An 18,603-nucleotide genomic window follows, 5' to 3' on the forward strand; every position below is an offset into this window, starting at 1 on the left:
ACGGCCCTGGTGCCTCATGGGGAGTCCTAGTTGTTGGGCGGCGCCTTGCTGATCGCGGGAAGCGGCCCGGAGTCGCCGTTGGCCAGGGCCAGGTCGCCGATGCACACGATCCCGACGGGGTGGTGCTCGGCGTCCACGACCGGCAGGCGCCGGACGGCGTGCTCGCTCATCAGCCGCGCCACCGTGTCGGTGTCGTCCTCGGGGTGGACGGTGGTCAGCTCGGCCGTGCACACGTCGCCGAGCGGGGTGAGCGAGGTGTCGCGGCTCTCGGCCACCGCGCGGAGCACGATGTCACGGTCGGTCACCAGGCCGCACAGCCGTCCCGCGTAGGTGACCAGCACGTCGCCGATGCCCTTGTCCCGCATGATGCGAGCCGCCTCGTAGAGCGTCGCGTCGAGCGGCAAGGACTGGGGCGCCGCCGTCATCACGTCGCTGACCCTCGATGACATAGCGCGCACTTCCTCCCGAATAGGCGACGCGTCGCGTGGCCCGTGTTTGCGCGCCTTACCCACGGTCGGCGGCCCTATTCGGACGGTTTGTGAATCGGCCGCCGACCTGCGCCGGGTCAGAACGCGAAGACGGTTCCGGTGCGCGACTGCATGACGCAGTCGTTGCCGTACTCGGCCTGGAAGCGGGCAGGTCTGCCCTTCCATCGCCCTTCGGCGCGGACGACCACGGGCGCGTGGACGGCGGTGCACATCCGGCCGTCCGGCCGGTGTTCGAACCGCCCGCCCGACCCGTTCAGCTCCAGGCAGGCCCGTGCGGCCTCGGGGTGCTCGCCCCCCGCAGGATCGCAACGCAGCGTGACCGTCCTGCTCCCGGACGTGTTACCGCCCGGATGCGTGACGGAAAGCCGCAACGACGTCTCCGGCCCGGAAGGCGAGGCGGGCACCAGGGCGACCACCGCCCCTATGACGACCGCACTGAGAAGGTTCGGCATACGCGACTCCCGAGTTCCCGAGGGATGTCGCACAAAGTATCCGACCGATAACAGATCGTGCAGAATAATGCGCACCCTGTAGCCCCGGAGCAACCCCAGAACCACCCAAGCACCACACCCCCGCAGCCACGCCCCCCGCCCGCACAGACCTCAGCCACCGCCGCAACCAAGCGAGTGAAGGGTCGCGATCGCGCCGTCACGCGCGCACCGACCTCAGCCACCGCCGAACCACGCGACGACCTCCATGGGTTGCGATCGCGTCCGAAGGCAGATTCGAGCGAAGCAAGAATCTGATCGCGCAGCGAGCCGCAAGGCGAGCCGGAGCGATGCCAGCGATCGCCGCGGTGCCCGACGATGGAGGGCCCTCCGGGCCCGAAGGAGGAGGGCACTGCCATAGGCACAGCAGGGCCATCAAGGCCCGAAGGAGGAGAAGAACGCTAGGCAGCAAGCGTGTGGGCGGCGCGGTGGTCCGAGAGCGAGTCGCGGAGCTGCTTGCGGCCCCGGTGGAGGCGGGACATGACGGTGCCGATGGGGGTGCCCATCATGTCGGCGATCTCCTTGTAGGGGTAGCCCTCGACGTCGGCGAGGTAGACGGCGTCCCGGAAGTCCTTGGGGAGGGCGTGCAGGGCGGCGACCACCTGGGAGTCGGGGATGCGGTCGAGGGCCTCGGACTCGGCGGACCGGAAGCCGGACGCGTGCGCCTCGGCCTGCGCGATCTGCCACTCCTCCAGCTCCTCGGAGCCGGCGCGCTGGGGCTCGCGCTGCTTCTTGCGGTAGGTGTTGATGAAGTTGTTGGTGAGGATGCGGTGCAGCCACGCCTTGAGGTTCGTGCCTTCCTGGAACTGGTGGAAGTTCACGTAGGCCTTGGCCAGCGTCTCCTGGACGAGGTCCTCGGCGTCGGCGCTGTTGCGGGTCATGCGGACGGCGCTGATGTAGAGCGGGTCGGCGAGGGGCAGCACGTCGCGCTCGTAGCGGCGCGCGTTGTCGGGCGTGGCGGTGCCGTCGGCGTCGCGGCCGTTGTCGCCCTTGGCGTTGCGGTGGACGGGCGTGGTGACAGCGGTCATCGTCGCTCCCCGTGGGTTGTGTCCCCGGTGAACGGGGACGGTTGCCTGGCGCGTGGTCGGGGGCACGCGCGGGCCGGGCGGATGAACCGCCCCCCGTCAAGTGGTACGTGCCACCGTTCCCGGCGGGTTCGGTGTGGCCTCGGCCTCGCATGGAGAGTGGGCCGAGGGTTCGGCGCGCTTCGGCGATGCCAGAGCGACCCCGTAATGGGACGTCGCGGGCGTGCCCGATCGAGCGCTTCCATCCGCCGGTGGGTCTTCCTGCCCTGTAAGACGCATGGAACGCGCCAAATGGTTGCCAGGATCGACGTGGCCTCCATCACATCAGGTCGTTTGTTGGTCAAAGCGGTACTGATCAGCCGGTATGAAGCCCGTTCGCGGGGTGCCCTGGACGGTCGAGGGGCCGAGCCCGGTCTCGAAGCCTTCGTCAGGGGGCGGCGAGGTGGCCCGCGAGGACGGCCCGGACCAGCCGGGCCGCGAACTCCTCCGGCTCGGCCGGGAGCCCGGCGCCCGCCGCCACCGTCTCCGCGCCCGCGAGCCGGGTCAGGAAGGCGTGCTGCTGGCAGCCTCCCAGCAGGGCCGCGGCGATGAACGGCAAGGGTGCGCCGTCCGCGAGCCGCCCCGCCTTCCGCTCGGCCTCCAGATATCCGATGAGGGCGGCGTGGCCCATCACCGGACCCGCCGTCGGCCCTCCGGGGGGCCCCGCCTGAGGACCGCCGGGGGCCCCGGGAGGCGGCGGCTCGCCGGTGGGGTCGGCCTTGGTCCGCGCGCGCGACTTGGCGGCGGCCTCGTTCTGCGCCTTCCCGGGGCCGTCGCTCCGCAGCCACGCAATCAGCTCCGGGTCGGCCAGGACGGGCCCGGTCATCGGCAGCAGTTCGCCGTAGAAGCGGACCATCTCCGTCGCCAGGCGGGTGAGGTTCTCCTCCACCGTGCTCTGCCCGACCGATCCGAGAAGCCCCGTCATCGCGGTGCGCGCGGTCCCGGTCACCTCGGCCAGGGCCGCCGCGAACAGCGCGGTCTTGTTCGCGAAGTGGTTGTAGAGGCTGCCCTCGGACACGCCCGCGGCGCGCGCGATCTCCTTGGTCGTCGCGGCCACGATCCCGCGTGTCCGGATCACCGTGACCGCTGAGGCCAGGATTCGGTCGCGCATGGGTCCCGTTCGTGTCGCCAACCCGTCCCACCTCGCTTCCCTGCTGGACGTTAGCACGGGCCACGCGTGATGAGTGAGTGCTCACCCGGAGATATTCGGCGGATCCCGAGCGAACCGCCCTCACAGCATGTAGCTTCACCTTCACCGTGAGTTGCCGCCAAGGCTTTCGCGCGTCGTTCCACTCGGGGGAGGGGACCGCATGATGATCGCGGATCTGCTGGGTGTCACGAGGATGACGGCCGTCACGGTGAACGACCGCGGCCGCATCAGCCACTGGGACGATACCGCCGCCGACCTGTTCGGCGCCGCTCGCCCGCAGGCCCTCGGCCGCCCGCCCGGCGATCTCCTCCGGCTCCCCAGGGAGCACCGCGGCGCCTTCGAGCCCGAGGTCTTCGGGCACGTCTGGTGCGGCGCCTGCACCCTGCGGCGGGCCGACAACGGGGAGCCCGCCGAGATCGGCTGGTGGATCTACCCCATCGACGGCGCCCCGGGCGACCACGGTGTCAGGGTCCTGGCGCTGGCCGCCGACCTGCGCAGACTCCGCCGCGACGGGATCGGCATCACCGTCGGCGACCTCCTGCTCGCCCCGCCCGGCGAGCCCGGCCCGGCCGGCGCCGCCGCCCTCCGTCCGGCCTCCGTCCGGCTGCTGCGGGTCGAGCCCACCCTCGCGGGCCCCTCGCCGGACGGGCCCGACCCGTTCGCGAGCCCGTTCGCCGACCGCCTCGCCGAACTGCTGCCCGCGCTCGACCCGCTCGCCTTCGGGAAGATCGCCTCGCAGGTGCTCGGCCTCGGCTGCCCGGCGGTGTCGCTGGGCCTGACCATCCGGCTGCCCATCGCCCCGCACACCGAGGCCGCCCCGGCCCCCGCGCCGACCGTCCCGCTGCCCCGGCCGGTGACGCGCGTCCCGGCGCCCCGCCCGCCGCGCGCCCGCCGGAACCTCTCCCACGCGCTGGAGCCGCTGGCCTTCCTCAGCGCGGCCGGCGAGCAGATCGGCAGCTCGCTAGACCACCTGCAGGCCGCCAGGACGCTCGCCGAGGTCCTCGTGCCGCGGCTCGCCGACCTCGCCGCCGTCGAACTGCTCGAAACCGTCGTCGCCGACTCCGCGCCGCCCGCCGACGAGGTCGACGAGACCACGCCGATGCGCCGCGTCGCCGTCGCCCACAACGACGAGCCCGGACGCTGGGACGAGGCCGTCCCCGAGGACGAGCCGCTGTCCGTGCCGTCCTGCACCCCGTTCGTCCAGGCCATGCGGACCGGGCGGCCCGTGCACATCCCGCGCGTCGACGACGGAAGGGCCGCCCGGCTCGCCGCCGCGTTCGGCGCCCGCGACCTGCGCCCCCTGTTCACCGGCCGCGCGCTGCTGGTCGTCCCGCTGATCGCGCGGGGACGGGTGCTCGGCACGTTCATGCTGCTGCGCAAGCCCGACCGGCACGGGTTCGACGAGCTCGACCTCGCCATGGTCGACGAGCTGGCGCGCCGCGCCGCGCTCTGCATCGACAACGGGCGGCTGTACCGGCGCGAGGTCCAGGTCGCCGAGGAGCTGCAGCGCAGCATGCTGCCCGACGACCCGCCGGACGTCGACGGGGCCCGCGTCCGCTACCGCTACCGGCCCGCCGAGCAGGCCGCCCAGGTCGGCGGAGACTGGTTCGACGCCATCCCGCTGCCCGGCTGCCGGCTCGGCATCGTCGTCGGCGACGTCATGGGCCACGGCCTCACGTCCGCGGCGATCATGGGCCAGCTGCGCACCGCCGTCCGCACCCTGGCCGCCGAGGACATGCGGCCCGACCGGCTGCTGCGCCAGCTCGACGGCCTCGCCCGCCGGCTCGGCGAGGACTACCTCGCCACCTGCCTGTTCGCCGTCTACGACCCGGTCGAGCGGCGCTGCACCGTCGCCAGCGCCGGGCACGTCCCGCCCGTCCTCGTCACGGCGGCCGGGGAGAGCCGCGTGCTGCCCGTCCCGCCGGGCGTGCCCATCGGGGTGGGCGGCGAGCCGTTCGAGACGGTGGAGTTCAAGGTCGAGGACGGCTCCCGGCTCGTGCTGTGCACCGACGGCCTGCTGGAACGCCGCGACCGCGACCTCGACGCCGGCCTGGAGGAGCTGCGCGCCCGCCTCGCCGAGGCGTCCGCCGACCTCGACGGCACCTGCGACGACCTGCTCGACCGGCTCGCCGGGCCCGCCCCCGCCGACGACATCGCCATCGTCGCGGTCGGGTTCGACGGCATACCCCTCGACGACGTCGTCACCTGGCAGCTCGCCGCCGTGCCCGGCAGCGTCCCGTGGATCCGCGCGCAGGTCGGCGCCCGGATCGCCGGCTGGGGCCTGCACGACCTCGCCGAGACCGCGCGGCTGCTCGTCAGCGAACTCGTCACCAACGCCCTCGTGCACGGCGCCGGGTCCGTGGGCCTCCGCCTGATCAGGGGACGCACGCTGCTCTGCGAGGTGCGCGACGACGGCGCCGACATGCCCCACCTGCGGCACACCGAGTGCACCGACGAGTCGGGCCGCGGCCTCCAGCTCGTCAGCCACCTGGCCGCCCGCTGGGGCACCCACCGCACCGAGGGAGGCAAGGTCGTCTGGTTCGAGCAGCGGGTCCCCCAGCGCTGACGCCGGGCCCGGTGATCGAGGACTCGCGAGACCCGCAGAGCGGCCGAGATCACGGAAATCGAACTGCCGGGTGGTCGGCCGAGGGCGTGGTCGTGGGTGCGGCTCGCGGCTGTGTGAGGTAACTGTCCCGTTCGCGCCAGATACTTTCCAACGTCCGCTTCGTTCTGATCGAAGGGTCGCCGTTCGCCGAGGCCGCCAGGAGATGAGTTGGGTGAGAAGCTGACGCTACCGGTCCCCGAGACGCTCTACGGCACCTACGCCGTGGCTCTCGCCGAGCCCATCCGCGACCCGGCGGCCCTCGCCCGCGAGCAGCTGATGCGGCGCACCTCGCCGCCGTTCCGCGACCTCGTCCTCGGCATGCTCGGCAGCCCCATGCTCACCCTCGACCAGCGCCCGGCGGAGGGCTTCCCGCCGCTGCCCGCCGACCTGCTCGCCCTGTACGGCGGCTCCCCGTCCGACGTGGAGGCGGTCGCCGCCGCGGCGCACGTCCTCGCCGTCCGCGCCGCGTACCGGCCGGGGCGGCCGCCCGCCCACGAGTGGGCGGCGCGCGCCGTCGCGGGCGCCGTCGGCGCGGCCGCCTCCGCCCCGGTGGTCGACGTCTTCACCCCGCAGGTCCTCGCGCATGACCGGCTCTTCCGCTCCCTTCCGGGGCCGGGCGGCGCCGTCCGGCTGACCGACTGGATGCTCCTGCCGCACACCGCCGGCCGGGACGGCTCCTACATCACCACCAGGGGACTCGCCAGGTTCGGCCTCCCCGAACTGCAGACCGAGCACGTCCCCCCTGGCCTCGTCGAGCCCTGGGGGCGCCTGCTGAACGGTCTCGCCCACCACGTCCTGGACCTCTGGCTCGACGAACTGCCCGCCGGCGAGCAGCCCCTCGTCGTCGAGATCCCCGAAGTCGTCTCCGTCGGCCTCCAGGACATCGCCGCCGCTCAGGGGGCCGACGAGCCGACGCGGCGCGAGGTGCCCGTGCGGCTGCGCCACGACCCGTCCCCGGACCCGGTCCTCACCGTGCTGCCCGCCGAGGGCGGCCCGGAGCGCCTCCGGTCCCTGTGCGCCACGCTCTTCGGGTCCCGATGAGCTTGCCTATGACCTTGATCTGAGCGCAGGATCGACATCGTGAGATTCGGCCCGCGTGACCGTCGCACCCCACAGCCCGAAGACCCCGGACCCGAGGAGGCCGGCCCCGAGACCACCCCCCGCCCAGGGCCCTACCCCGAAGACGTCCACGTGGCGGGCAAGGGAACCGCCCCGGAACCGGCGCCGGAGGAGCCGCCGTCCGACTGGGTCCCCGTCCAGCCGCCTCCGGAGCCCGAGAACGAGCCCTGGACCCCCCACGCACCGGTACCGCCCCCGGCCCCGCCTGTCGAAGCACCGGCGTCCCAGGAGGAGCCGCTCTGGGCCCCAAGCGAGACGCCCTCCGGATTCGGCCTGGGCGAACCGGCGCCGGGCGAGCCCTGGACGCCCCCGGAGACCGGCCCCGCACCCACGGGACGGCACGCGCGAAGCGACGACGAGCCGTTCCTGCCGGGGAAGGGGCTGGCCGCCGAGCCGCCTTCGGTGACGGCGCCGGACATCCCCGTCCCGCAGTGGGCGCCCCCGCGGCAGCCCGGCCCCATGGCCGACCCCGAGCGGCGCAGGGCGATGGCGGACGCGTTCGTGGCGGAGTTCGTCGGCAGCACCACGTGGCAGGCGACGCTGGCCGTGCTGGAGAGCGCGTTCCCCGGACTCGGCATGGCCTCGACGCTGTCCCGGCGGACCGACGAGCTGTGGCAGAGCATGGACGCCCTCGACCGGACGTCCGCGGCCAGGCTCGGAGTGCCGGCATGGCTGGACGACGCGGGGATCGTGCTCGACCTCAGCGCCCGCCACGGCGTGCGGGCGGCGCGGGCGCCGATGCACGGGCTGGCGCGCCCGCCCCGCGCGTCCCGGCCGTACGCGGGAGCGTTCGTCATCGACACGCTCGACCCCCTGCGCTACCACCGCGCGGTCGGCGGGCCGCGGGCGCCGCGCGACCTGCCGGGGGAGGGGGCGCTGCAGGCCCCCTCCGCGTCCGAGGACGACGACAGCGGCGTCGTGATCGTCGCGAACCTGACGTCGGCGGGCGTGCGCGTGCTGGACTCGGTGGCGCTCTGGCGCTACGCGGGCCGGGTGGTCACCGGCACGGTGCGCGAGGCGGGCCGTCCGGAGACGCGGATCCGGGCGCGGCGTGCGCTGCGTGCCCTGCGGCGCGTGGTGGTCGTCGACCCGGACCTCGGCCTCGGCCTGTGCCTCCAGATCGACGCGGCGCGTGTCCCTCGGTGCCTGCTGGCGTTCAGGGTGGACCGGACGGACGGCGCACCCCGGTTCGTCCGCCCCTAGTCAGTCGTCAGTCAGTCGTCCGCACGGAGCCAGGTGAGGTCGCGCTGCCGGTCGGCGGGGAGCTCGCGGATGTGCTCGACGAGCCGCCACGGTTCGGTCGGCGGCGCGCCCTCGTCCGGCAGCACGCCGCACAGCACCGCGCTCTGCGTGCTGACCGCGACGAACGGCCCGAACCGCGCGACGCCCCCGCCCCGCAGCGACGCCAGCTCGGTGAGCAGCACGGTCACCGCAGCCGCGTCCTTCGGGTCGTAGAGGCCGCGCACGTAGGAGAACAGGTCTTCGGCGAGGACGTCGGGTCGCCGCCCGGACATCTGGTAGACGGTGCCCCAGTAGGTGCCGGTGGCCTGCTCCGACCGCTGGTCGCGCAGCCGGACGCGCAGCCCGCACTCGGCCGCGCACTGCTCGTAGGCCTCCGCGAGCAGTGCCTCGCCCTCCCCCTCCTCGCTCAGCAGCGCCCCGGTGACCACGCCCTCCTCCCGGTCGAGCCGGTCGAGCATCTCGCGATGCAGCTCCTGGACGTCCTGCTCCACCGCGTCGAGCGTCCGCGCCAGCGCGCGCTGGGAGTCGCGGTCGAGGTCGATGCCCGCCAGCTCGTCCGACAGATCGCCGACCTGCTTCTCCAGGCGCTCCACCCGCCCGGTGACGGACTCCAGGCTCTCCGCGACGTCGGAAGGCGGCCCCTCGGGCTGCGGCGGCGGGATGGGAATGCCGACCGGCTCGGTCGCCTCGTCCACCACCCGCTTGAGCACGTCGTGGTCCCGCGCGAGCTCGTTCATCTGTTTCCGCAGATTGCGCAGCTCCGCCTGGGCTTGCGGTAGCCGCTTGTCGGACGCCAGGTAGAGCTCGCGTCCGGCGATCGCGAGGCAGAGCAGAACCAGGATCACGGTGGTCATGTGACTCCTCGGGAGGCAGGCTGCGCTCACGACGATAACCACCCCCGGCCGGGTTGGCCGAGTGCGCAGCGGATCCCGTCCGAAACGCCCCCTTTTCCTTTACCCACCGTCCCCCCGGCTACCCCCCGAGATCCGCCGCCCACCCCACCCGAGAACCCCGAAGAATCGCGCCCGCGCCCCCGTCTCCGGCCTCACCGGCGACGCCCCCACAGACGCCCGCGATCCCCACCGCCCAGAAGATCACCGGCGATTGCGACAACGCCGCCCAGAAGCCCACCCCCGCGTCCCCCGGGAAGCCCACCGCCCGCGCCCTCCCGCGGGCCGTGGGTGAGCCGGACAGGCCGCCCAGAAGACCGCCGGGAGTTCGGTGGCGGCTGCCACGAAGCTCACCGAACACGACCTCCAAAGGCCGTCGGGTCAGCCGGACAGGCCGCCCAGGAGGCCGTCGAGTATTCCGGCGGTGCTGCCGCGAAGCTCACCGCCCGCGTCCTCTCGACGACCTTCGGGTCAGCGGGACAGGCCGCCCAGGGAGGCCGTCGGTGACTCGGCGCGCCCCCGGAAGTTCGCCGCCTGCGTCCTGCCGGGGGCCGTTGGGTCAGCCGAAGAGGCCGCCCAGGAGGCCGCCGAGGATTTCGGCCGCGCCGCCTGCGAGTTCGCCGGCCACGTCGCCCGCGATGTCTCCGGCGATGCCGCCGGCCGCGTCCGCGATCACGTGGCCCGCGACATTGCCCGCGTACCCGGCGAGTGCGTTGCCGAAGGCGTCCACGGGGGCGCCGGCGACGTAGCCCGCGACGTTCTGCGCGTATCCGGCCGCGTCCAGGGCGCCCATGGCCATGCCGCCGGCGACTCCCGCCGCGGCGACGCCGCCGACCAGACCGGCCGCGGCGGCGCCGTGCCCGAGGTGACGGTGCCCGTGGTAGCCGGGCGGACCGTGATGGACGGGCGCCGGCGGCGGGTGCCCGTGGGGCGAGTACGGCGCGGGCCCCGGCGGCGCGGGCGGGGGCGGCCCGGCATGGGCGGCGGGCGCGTACGGCATCGGTCCGGGCGGCGCCGGGGGCGGCGCCCCATGCGACGGCATCCCGTGCGGCGGCGCGGGAGGCGGCGGCGCTCCATGCGGTCCTGGAGGCGGCGCCCCATGGGGCGGGGCCCCGTGTGACGGCATCCCGTGACCGGGCATCGGTGAATGCGCGGGCGGCGGGAAGCCGTGCCCGGGCGCCGGGGGCATGCCGGACGGGCTCGGCGCGTAACCCGGATCGGCCATCGGCGCGGGCTGCCGCTGTCCGGGAGCCGGTGCGGGAGGCGGGAAATGGGCGTTGCCGTGCGACCCGTACTCACTTGGCCCGCCATAGGCGGCCGCGGGCTGCGGCGGTGGCGGCGGGAACGCCGAGTGCCCGCCGGGCGGCGGCAGCGGAGCCTGCCCGGGCGGCGGCGGGGGAGCGCCGTGAGCCGCCGGGCCGGGCCGGGACGACCGGGGCATCGCCACCGCGGCCTCCAGCCACTGGCTGATCTTGGCGTTCCAGTCGGTCTCCGCGGCCTCCGCGTGCGGCACCTTGAAGACGCCGAACGACTCGTCCTGCGGGGTGTCGCGGTCCTCGGCGCGCAGGACGAAGGCCATGACGCGCGGGCTGGCGACGAAGCTCAGCCCGACCTTCTCGATCCGCCCCTGGTGCGACGGCGGCGGGTTGAGGTGGATCTCCTGGTGGAACGGCAGCTGCTGGGACACCCCTCGCAGCTTGGACGACTCGAACGTCACGTTCGTGATCTGGAAGCCGAGCCGGGCGATCGAGGCGAGGACCCACTGCTGGGACTCCAGCGGCTCCACCGAGATCGGGTCGATGTCGCCCGGGTCGGGCTGCCCCGCGACGTCGATCTCGGTGCACATCCCGATGGTGAAGCCGGGAAGCTCGTGGCCGAGGACGGTCGTGAACGGCAGCTCGTACGGCAGCGGGATGGAGAACGCCAGGTCGCGCTGCCCGCCGGCGTCCAACCGGAATCCGCGGGTCAGCGCGCCCCGGTACACCTCGGGCCCCGCCGTCTCGCCGCCGTGATGCCGCATGCGCGGCATCAGCGCGAGCGTCACCTGCCGGATCTCCGCGGGCCCGGCGCCGCCGCGCAGATGCACCTTGCCCGCCACGACCCCGCCGGGTTTGCAGTTCGGCTCAGCAAGGATCGTGTCGACGGACGGTCCACCGCCCGCCATCTGCCCGTAGGACACCGGCCGTTCCCCTCTCCCGCCGCGAGACGACACGCCTCGCGCCCACCGCCCGCGCGGCCCAGACCGCGCGCACCAGAAACTTAGACCCCCTCCACCATGCCACCGGTTCACCTCGCTCGGACCAATCCCTCAATTTCCACCCAAGTGCGCGTACCCGTGCGGGGACCGGCGCCGCACGACGTATCTGGCGCCCGCGCCGGCGGCCTCGTCCGAACCGGGCGTCTCGGGGCTCAGCGGTCTTCGGTCGAGGACGATGCGATCAGGTCGAGCAGGCCGGGGAAACGGGCGTCGAGGTCGTCGACGCGCACCTCGCTGCGGCGCTCCAGGCCGTACTGGCGCTGCCGCAGGACGCCGGCCTCGCGCAGCGCTTTGAAGTGGTGGGTCAGCGACGACTTCGGCCGGTCGAAGCCGAACCAGCCGCAGGGATGGTCGAACTCCTCGCGCTCCAGCAGGAGCTTGCGGACGATGGCCAGTCGCAGCGGCCCGCTCAGCGCCCCGAACACCGTCTCCAGCCGGAGGTCTTCCATGGCGGGCTCCGCCAGGGGCTCGGGCAGGCCGGGCGGTTCCGGGAGCACCCGGATCGCCGGTCGCGTGTTCGATGCCATCGTCCGTCCCCTCGCTCGCTTGTACGAGTTTAATCGTACTGCATGCTAAGTTCGAGAAAAATCGTACTGCTTGACGAAGGGTTTCCCCATGCCGAACGTCCGGACGGTTCATGCGCCCCGGGGCGCCCTGCAGGCGGATGCCTCCACCCGCCGCATCTGGCTGGCCGCCTGGCCTGTCACCGCCGTGTTCGTGCTGTCGAACGCGGCGACGCCCCTCTACGTGCTCTGGCAGCGCGACATCGGCTTCTCCAGGGGCACGCTCACTGTGATCTTCGCCTTCTACATCGTCGGGCTGCTCGGCTCGCTGCTGGTGTCCGGAGTGCTGTCGGACCGGCTCGGCCGCCGTCCCGTCCTCCTGCCGGCGCTCGTCCTCGCGCTGGTGGCCTGCGGCGTCTTCGCGACCGCCACCACGGTGGGCATGCTGATCGTCGCTCGGCTGCTGACCGGTGTCGCGGTCGGCGCGACCGTCTCCGCGGGCATGGCCGCCGTCACCGACGTCGCCGGCCCCTCCCGCCGCCGCTTGGCCGCGCTGCTCGCCTCGTCCGCGATGGTCTTCGGCGCCGGCCTCGGGCCGTTCCTGGCCGGCGTCCTGTCCGAAGGCCTCCCCGCACCGACCACCACCGTGTTCGCGGTCGAGGCCGTCGTCCTGGTCACGGCCGGCCTGGCCGTGATGCGCCTGCCGATGCCGCGTCCCTCCGTTCCCGCGACGAGGTCATGGGTCCGGGTGCCCGGCGTGCCGCGCGAAAGCGCGATGCGGCTCGCCCTGGGGATCGCGGTGTTCGCGCCCGGCATCACCGCGACGTCGTTCGTGCTGTCGCTCGGGCCGTCGCTGCTGTCCGGCCTGCTGGGCACCGACAACCGGATCGTCGCCGGAGGTACGGCATTCGTGATGTTCGCCGCGGCGACCGGCGTGCAGTTCACCGTCCAGCGGCTGCCCCGGCGCACCATCCTCCTCGCGGGCGCGGCCGCCACGACCGCCTCGATGGCCGCGCTGGTCACCGCCGTGCACGGCTCGTCGTCGGCGGCGCTCGTCGCGTCGGCCGCCCTCGCCGGTGCCGGCCAGGGAATGGGGCAACTCGGCGGTCTGTCGCTGCTCAACAGCGCCGTCCCGACGTGCCGCCTTGCCGAGGCCAACGCCGCGTTCAACATCGGCGGCTACGTCCCCGCCGGGCTCCTCCCGGTCACCGCGGGCTACCTCAGCGACGCCGTCGGTCTGACCACCGGCGCCACCCTGTTCGCTGCGGTTCTCGCCGCGCTCGCCGTGATCGGTGGCCTCCTTGTGGCCGCCGGGCGACGGCACCTGGAGGGCTAGAACTGCGCCGGCAGGGCGCTGCGGTTGGAAGCCGCCCGCGGCGCGGCATGGTGTGCCGGGTCGCAGGGCGGCAACGGTGGGCGGGCGTTGCCCCTGAGACCGCGCAAGCCACTCCACACCCGACGCGCCCTTGGGGGAGTCAGGTCTCCTTTGTGGTGACGGTCACGGGGGCGTAGGCGAGTTTTTCGAGGGGCTCGCGGATCTGGGCGGCGTCGCCCACGGCGATGACGGTGAGGGCGTCGGGGTCGATGTGCTTGCGGTAGGCGCGGGCCACGCCGTCGGGGGTGGAGGCGCGGACCGCGGCCAGGTAGGCGCTCGGGTAGTCGGCGCCGAGGCCGTTGGCGGACACGTCGGCCAGTTCGGCGGCCACGGCGCGGGCGGTCTCGTACTCGGCGGGGGCGCGGTCGGCCAGGGCGCGGACGGACGAGCCGTGCTCCTCGGCGTCGATGCCGCGGGACACGATGCCGCGCAGTTCGGTCAGGGCGTCGGCGACCGCGTCGGCGGTGACCTCGGTGTGGACGGCGCCCTGGGCGATGAACAGGCCGCAGTGCCGCATGCGGAGCAGGCCTGCGCGCATGCCGTAGGTGTAGCCCTTCTCCTCGCGCAGGACGGCGTTGAGGCGGGACGTGAGACCGCCGCCCAGGACGTGCGACGCGACCATCAGGGACGGCCAGTCGTGGTGGGAGCGGTCGGGGACGCCGTGGCCGAAGCTGAGGTAGGTCTGCACGGAGCCGGGACGGTCGACCACGACGATGCGGGCGGCGGACTCGGGCAGGATCCGGTCGGCGGTCGGGAGCGGCGCGGCGGAGCCCGCCCAGCCTTCCAGGGCGGCGCTGAGGGCGCCCTCGGCGTCGGTCCCCGCCAGGTCGCCCGCGACGACCGCGGTCGCCTCGGCGGGGACCACGGAACCGTAGAAGTCTCGGACGTGCGAGCCCTGCAGCGCGCCGACCGAGTCGGGGGTGCCGCCCGTCGGGCGGGAGGCCCGGGCCTGCTCCGGGAAGAGGACGGCCCGCAGTTCGCGCATGGCGCGCGTGCCGGGGTCGGCGTCCTCCTGCGCGATCTCCTCCAGGCGCTCGCGGACGAGGCGCCGGACGTCGGCGTCGTCGAGGGCCGGGCGGCGCACCACCGAGGAGAACAGGTCCAGGGCCGCGCCGAGCCGCGTGGTCGGGACGTCCAGCGCGATGCGCAGGGCGGTCAGGTCGGCGTGCGCGTAGAGGCTGGCGCCGAGCCGCTCGAACGCGGCGGTCAGCGCGGTGCCGCCGCCGGGCTCGGTGCCCTCCAGCAGGGCGCGGGAGACCAGCGTCGCGACGCCGTCGAGGCCGGACGGCTCGCGGCCCGCTCCCGCGTGCAGGACGAGGCGGACGGCGGCGAGCCGGCGGCCGGGCAGGTCGCAGCGCAGCGTCGCGGGGCCGGCCGGGACGCGGCCCGCGGTGCCGGCCGGGAACGCCCAGGCCGGGACGGGCCCGGGGACGGGACGGGGCTGCAGTGCAAGGCCGCTGCTCACGAGTTGCCTCCGTAGGTCAGGGCGGTGCGGGCGCCCGGGGCCAGCCAGCGGCCCGCCATCTCCTTGATCGCGTCACCGGTGACCGCGGCGGCGCGGCCGGGGGCGGTGAAGACCCGGGCCGGGTCGTCGAACTGCGTCGCGTTCTGCGACAGCGCGTTGGCGAGCCCCGTCACCGTCTCGGTCTGCTCCAGGAAGCCGCGCTCGGCCTGGGCGGTGGCGCGGGCGGTCTCGTCGGCGTCCGGGCCGTGCGCGGCGAACCGTCCGAGCTCCTCGTCCAGCACGGCCGCGATCTTCTCGGGCTCGGGGCCGACGGCGTCCACGATCGCCAGGGACTGGCCGGACGCGAGCCGCGTGACCCCGGCCCACACCTCGGTGGCGATCTGGTCGCGCCGCACCATCCGGTCGTAGAGGCGGGAGCCGGAGCCGCCGCCGAGGATCTCGACCGCGAGCTCGGCGGCCTCGATGTCGTCGCCGCCGTCGGTGGGGAGCGGGAACATCGCGAAGTAGGCGGGGGAGGGGACCTCCTCGTCGAGCGTCTCGCCGCGGACGCCGGTCAGCGGAGCGAGCGCGCCGGGGCGCGCGGCGGGCTGGGCCGGGCCGGCGGGCAGGCCGCCGAAGTAGCGCTCGACCGCCTCCAGGGTCTTCTCCGGGTCGACGTCGCCCACGACGGACAGGACGGCGTTGCCCGGCGCGTACCAGGTGGCGAAGAAGTCGGTGCAGTCGTCGAGGGTGGTGGCGTCCAGGTCGTCCATGGAGCCGATCGGGGTGTGCGCGTAGGGGTGGCCCTCCGGGAACATCAGCGCGCACAGGCGCTCGAAGGCAGTCCCGTAGGGCTGGTTGTCGTAGCGCTGGCGCCGCTCGTTCTTCACCACGTCGCGCTGGTTGTCGAGGTTGGCCTGGGTCAGCGCGGCGGGGAGCGTGCCCATCCGGTCGGCCTCCAGCCAGAGCGCGAGCTCCAGGTGGCTGACCGGCACCGTCTCGTAGTAGTTCGTGCGCTCGAAGGACGTGCTGGCGTTGAACGCGGCACCGGCGCTCTCCAGCAGCGCCGCGTGCTCGCCCTCGGCGACGTTCGCCGAGCCCTGGAACATCAGGTGCTCGAAGAGGTGCGCGAGGCCGGTGCGGCCGGCCCGCTCGTGCCGCGAGCCCACCCCGTACCAGATGTTCACGGCGGCCAGTGGTACGACGTGGTCTTCGCAGACCACCACGCGCAGGCCATTGCCGAGCGTGTGCTCATGCAGCGGCTGTTCTGCCACGGAGCGCTCCCGTCCGTTCGATGGGCCGGACAGCACCGCGCGCGTCGGGAGGCGTCCCAGGCGGCGGGCTTGATCTCGGTCTCACCGTACCGGGTGCGCTCGGCGGGGGGAGCGCCGACGGAAACTGTGGATAACTCACACCGATGAAAAGGTGCGAGGGCGTGCGAAGCGGGACGGGAGGCGGGGGATCAGGAGCGAGAGGCTCAGGGCGCCGCGGACTCGTGCGCCGCGATCGCGTCCTCCAGCGACCGGTGCAGGACGAAGATCTTGGTGAGCTGGGTGACGTGGAAGACGCGCCGCACCCGGTCGTTGACGCCCATGAACGACATCGACCCGTCCCGCGCCCGCAGCCGGTGGTAGATCCCGACGAGCACGCCGAGGCCCGTGGAGTCCAGGAAGGTCACCTCGCCGAGGTCGATGACCAGGTGCGCGCCGCCGTTGTCGATGATCTCGAGCAGGGCCTCGCGCAGGCGGGGGCTGGTGAAGACGTCGATCTCACCGCTGATCTTGACGACCGTGAGACCCTGCTCGACGCGATGCTCGACGGCGAAGTCCACCGGTGCTCCTCTCCGCCCCTCGACTCGTCCAACCCTGGAGAAGTTCTAGGGCCTCGTCGGGGGGAATTCCATTGTTACCCCGGTCGCGCGCTGTTACGCCCGTCGACCCGGTCGCGTCCTTCAGGGGGACCGGAAGAGGGCCCAGACGACCTTTCCCTGCGCGAGGGCGCGCCATCCCCACCGGACACTGAAGGACTCGACGAGGTGCAGGCCGCGTCCGGTTTCGGCGATGTAGTCGGGTTCCTTGCGGCGGGGGGCCGTCCGGCTCGCGTCCATGATCCCGCAGAGCAGCCAGGGCCCCTCGTGCCCGAGGCGCAGCCGGATGGCGGACGGCGCGGAGCCGAGCGGGTCGGCCGGGTCGCCGTACACGCCCTCGCGGTGCACGTCGTCGCCCGGCCGCCCGCCGGCCGTCTTCCCGCTGTGTCGCAGCGCGTTCGTGACGAGCTCGGAGACGACGAGGCCGACGTCGTCGACGAGCTCGGCCATGCTCCACTCGGCCAGCCTTGCGATCGCGAAGTGCCGGGCCTCGGTGACCGATTCCGGATCGGGCTCGACGGTGAACGAGACGGTGGACCCCCGCAGTTCCGTCAGCGCCGTGACGGCTTTGTCCAGGCGGGGAGGCAGGTCGAACGCCTCCGGGACGGGCGTCGAGCGCCCAGCCTGGGCCCGTGGGTCGTCCGGCCCCGCGAGAGGGCCGAGCTCCCAACGCGTGTCGTCGTGCGCGTGGCGTGACGTCATTCCACCGGACCCCGCAGAGTGATCTCGTTGTGCAGCCGTGGCTCGGAAGTCTCGTGCGTTATCCTGCGCATCGTAGCGTGCGAATGCAAGGCCCAATGCACGTGCATCCGCGTCGCGAGGGTGTGGGCCGACGCGGATCGCACGCGGGAGATCGGAGGTAACCGCAGGACGCTGAGGCCAGTGGCACACTAGGTTCGCTGTCCGCCGAATAGCCGGGAGGTTGGGCGTGACTCCAGAGACGCCGGGAAGCGGGTCGACGGTCCGTCGGATCCTGCTCGGGTCGCAGCTTCGCCGTCTGCGTGAGCAGAAGGGCGTGACCCGTCAGGACGCCGGCTACGTCATCCGCGCGTCGGAGTCGAAGATCAGCCGTCTTGAGCTCGGCAGGGTCAGCTTCAAAGAACGAGACGTGGACGACCTGCTCACGTTGTACGGCGTCGGCGACAAGACGGAACGCGACGCGCTGCTACAGCTTGCGCGGGAGGCAAACACCCCCGGTTGGTGGCACCGGTACAACGACGTGTTGCCCGGCTGGTTCCAGACCTATGTGGGCCTGGAGGAGTCGGCGGCGTTGATCCGCACATATGAACTGCAGTTCGTCCCGGGACTGCTGCAGTCGGAGGGGTATGCGCGTGCGGTGATTCGCCTGGGCAACGCCGGGGCCGCCGAAAACGAGATCGACCAGCGCGTGGAGCTGCGCCTGCAGCGTCAGGAACGCCTCACGGGCGCGGAAGCGCCGCGCCTGTGGGCCGTGGTGGACGAGGGGGCGCTGCGGCGCCCCATCGGCGGACCGGAAGTGATGCGGGGCCAGTTCGAGCACCTCATCGAGATGTCGAAGCTGCCCAACGTCACCATCCAGGTCATGCCGTTCAGGTTCGGAGGCCACGCGGCCGAGGGGGGCGCCTTCACGATCCTGCGTTTTCCCGAGCAGGATCTGCCGGACGTGGTTTACGTCGAGAACCTCACCGGCGCGATGTATCTGGACAAGCGCGACGACGTCGACACCTACCTCCAGGCGATGGAACGCCTGTGTGTCGACAGTGCGACCCCGGAGCGCACCGTCGAGCTTCTCGGTGATCTTCTCAGAGAGACATGATGCTCCAGACCGATTACGACAACGGGATACCGGCCGCCGAGCTCCTCGGAGCACGATGGCTGAAGTCCCGGCGAAGCAACTCCCAGGGGAACTGTGTGGAAATCGCCGAACTGCCCGGTGGGCAGGTGGCGATGCGCAACTCCCGCCATCCCGAGGGCCCGGCCCTCATCTACACCCGCCCCGAGATAGAAGCGCTCATCCTTGGAGCCAAGGACGGCGACTTCGACCATCTCATCGCCTCCCACAACTGATCCAGCAGCGGCCGGGTCGGCACCGGTGCACCGAACGTCGACCCGACCGTCCGAACGAGACACAG

The 18,603-nt window shown here is 73.2% G+C and carries 17 protein-coding genes; 6 read left to right on the top strand and 11 right to left on the bottom strand.

Annotated elements, in window-relative coordinates; all coding sequences use genetic code 11:
* Window positions 1–26 precede the first annotated feature (26 nt).
* The 4 genes from BJ999_RS06975 to BJ999_RS06990 all read right to left on the bottom strand — a co-directional run bounded on the left by BJ999_RS06975 (window position 27) and on the right by BJ999_RS06990 (window position 3,151).
* Window positions 27–449 (bottom strand): CBS domain-containing protein, encoded by a 423-nt coding sequence (locus BJ999_RS06975; protein ID WP_179832515.1) that lies wholly within the window; start codon window positions 447–449, stop codon window positions 27–29.
* Between the two features lie 116 nt (window positions 450–565).
* Window positions 566–940 carry an SSI family serine proteinase inhibitor gene (locus tag BJ999_RS06980; protein WP_179832516.1) on the bottom strand — a complete coding sequence of 125 codons (375 nt, stop codon included), beginning with the start codon at window positions 938–940 and terminating at the stop codon, window positions 566–568.
* A gap of 437 nt (window positions 941–1,377) precedes the next feature.
* The gene (locus BJ999_RS06985; protein WP_179832517.1) at window positions 1,378–2,004 is read right to left on the bottom strand and encodes a sigma-70 family RNA polymerase sigma factor; all 627 of its coding nucleotides are present in this window, start codon (window positions 2,002–2,004) and stop codon (window positions 1,378–1,380) included.
* Between the two features lie 424 nt (window positions 2,005–2,428).
* Complete coding sequence (locus BJ999_RS06990) at window positions 2,429–3,151, bottom strand: TetR/AcrR family transcriptional regulator (RefSeq protein ID WP_179832518.1); 723 nt, start codon at window positions 3,149–3,151, stop codon at window positions 2,429–2,431.
* Window positions 3,152–3,350: 199 nt separating this feature from the next.
* Between BJ999_RS06990 and BJ999_RS06995 the strand changes: the two genes are divergently transcribed.
* The 3 genes from BJ999_RS06995 to BJ999_RS07005 all read left to right on the top strand — a co-directional run bounded on the left by BJ999_RS06995 (window position 3,351) and on the right by BJ999_RS07005 (window position 8,117).
* Window positions 3,351–5,756 (top strand): ATP-binding SpoIIE family protein phosphatase, encoded by a 2,406-nt coding sequence (locus BJ999_RS06995; RefSeq protein WP_179832519.1) that lies wholly within the window; start codon window positions 3,351–3,353, stop codon window positions 5,754–5,756.
* Between the two features lie 207 nt (window positions 5,757–5,963).
* A complete protein-coding gene (locus BJ999_RS07000) occupies window positions 5,964–6,836 on the top strand; it encodes a hypothetical protein (protein ID WP_229810723.1) in 873 nt (290 codons plus the stop codon).
* A 39-nt stretch (window positions 6,837–6,875) separates the two neighbouring features.
* Entirely contained in the window at window positions 6,876–8,117 is a 1,242-nt protein-coding gene (locus BJ999_RS07005; RefSeq protein WP_179832520.1) for a hypothetical protein, read from the top strand.
* Between the two features lie 11 nt (window positions 8,118–8,128).
* Here BJ999_RS07005 and BJ999_RS07010 read toward each other — a convergent pair whose 3' ends face one another.
* From BJ999_RS07010 to BJ999_RS07020, 3 genes are all read right to left on the bottom strand, one after another.
* Window positions 8,129–9,010, bottom strand: coding sequence for a hypothetical protein (locus BJ999_RS07010; protein ID WP_179832521.1), 882 nt, complete (start codon window positions 9,008–9,010; stop codon window positions 8,129–8,131).
* Window positions 9,011–9,605: 595 nt separating this feature from the next.
* Complete coding sequence (locus BJ999_RS42860; protein ID WP_179832522.1) at window positions 9,606–11,225, bottom strand: sporulation protein; 1,620 nt, start codon at window positions 11,223–11,225, stop codon at window positions 9,606–9,608.
* Between the two features lie 230 nt (window positions 11,226–11,455).
* A complete protein-coding gene (locus BJ999_RS07020; RefSeq protein ID WP_179832523.1) occupies window positions 11,456–11,830 on the bottom strand; it encodes an ArsR/SmtB family transcription factor in 375 nt (124 codons plus the stop codon).
* A 70-nt stretch (window positions 11,831–11,900) separates the two neighbouring features.
* Here BJ999_RS07020 and BJ999_RS07025 point away from each other — a divergent pair, with 70 nt between their 5' ends.
* Entirely contained in the window at window positions 11,901–13,142 is a 1,242-nt protein-coding gene (locus tag BJ999_RS07025) for an MFS transporter (protein WP_229810724.1), read from the top strand.
* 139 nt (window positions 13,143–13,281) lie between these two features.
* On the opposite strand, the gene BJ999_RS07030 is transcribed toward BJ999_RS07025, so the two are convergent.
* From BJ999_RS07030 to BJ999_RS07045, 4 genes are all read right to left on the bottom strand, one after another.
* Window positions 13,282–14,646 (bottom strand): M16 family metallopeptidase, encoded by a 1,365-nt coding sequence (locus BJ999_RS07030; protein WP_179832524.1) that lies wholly within the window; start codon window positions 14,644–14,646, stop codon window positions 13,282–13,284.
* On the bottom strand, window positions 14,643–15,899 hold the full coding sequence (locus BJ999_RS07035) for a M16 family metallopeptidase (RefSeq protein ID WP_179832525.1): 1,257 nt from the start codon (window positions 15,897–15,899) through the stop codon (window positions 14,643–14,645). Before BJ999_RS07035 ends, BJ999_RS07030 begins: the two co-directional genes overlap by 4 nt.
* Window positions 15,900–16,102: 203 nt before the next feature.
* Window positions 16,103–16,456 (bottom strand): STAS domain-containing protein, encoded by a 354-nt coding sequence (locus BJ999_RS07040; RefSeq protein WP_179832526.1) that lies wholly within the window; start codon window positions 16,454–16,456, stop codon window positions 16,103–16,105.
* A gap of 120 nt (window positions 16,457–16,576) precedes the next feature.
* On the bottom strand, window positions 16,577–17,194 hold the full coding sequence (locus BJ999_RS07045) for an ATP-binding protein (RefSeq protein ID WP_179832527.1): 618 nt from the start codon (window positions 17,192–17,194) through the stop codon (window positions 16,577–16,579).
* A gap of 271 nt (window positions 17,195–17,465) precedes the next feature.
* Between BJ999_RS07045 and BJ999_RS07050 the strand changes: the two genes are divergently transcribed.
* On the top strand, window positions 17,466–18,287 hold the full coding sequence (locus tag BJ999_RS07050; protein WP_218935599.1) for a helix-turn-helix domain-containing protein: 822 nt from the start codon (window positions 17,466–17,468) through the stop codon (window positions 18,285–18,287).
* On the top strand, window positions 18,287–18,538 hold the full coding sequence (locus tag BJ999_RS07055) for a DUF397 domain-containing protein (RefSeq protein ID WP_179832529.1): 252 nt from the start codon (window positions 18,287–18,289) through the stop codon (window positions 18,536–18,538). Before BJ999_RS07050 ends, BJ999_RS07055 begins: the two co-directional genes overlap by 1 nt.
* Window positions 18,539–18,603 lie beyond the last annotated feature (65 nt).

The organism is Actinomadura citrea (genome assembly GCF_013409045.1).
GTDB classification, from domain to species: Bacteria; Actinomycetota; Actinomycetes; order Streptosporangiales; family Streptosporangiaceae; genus Spirillospora; species Spirillospora citrea.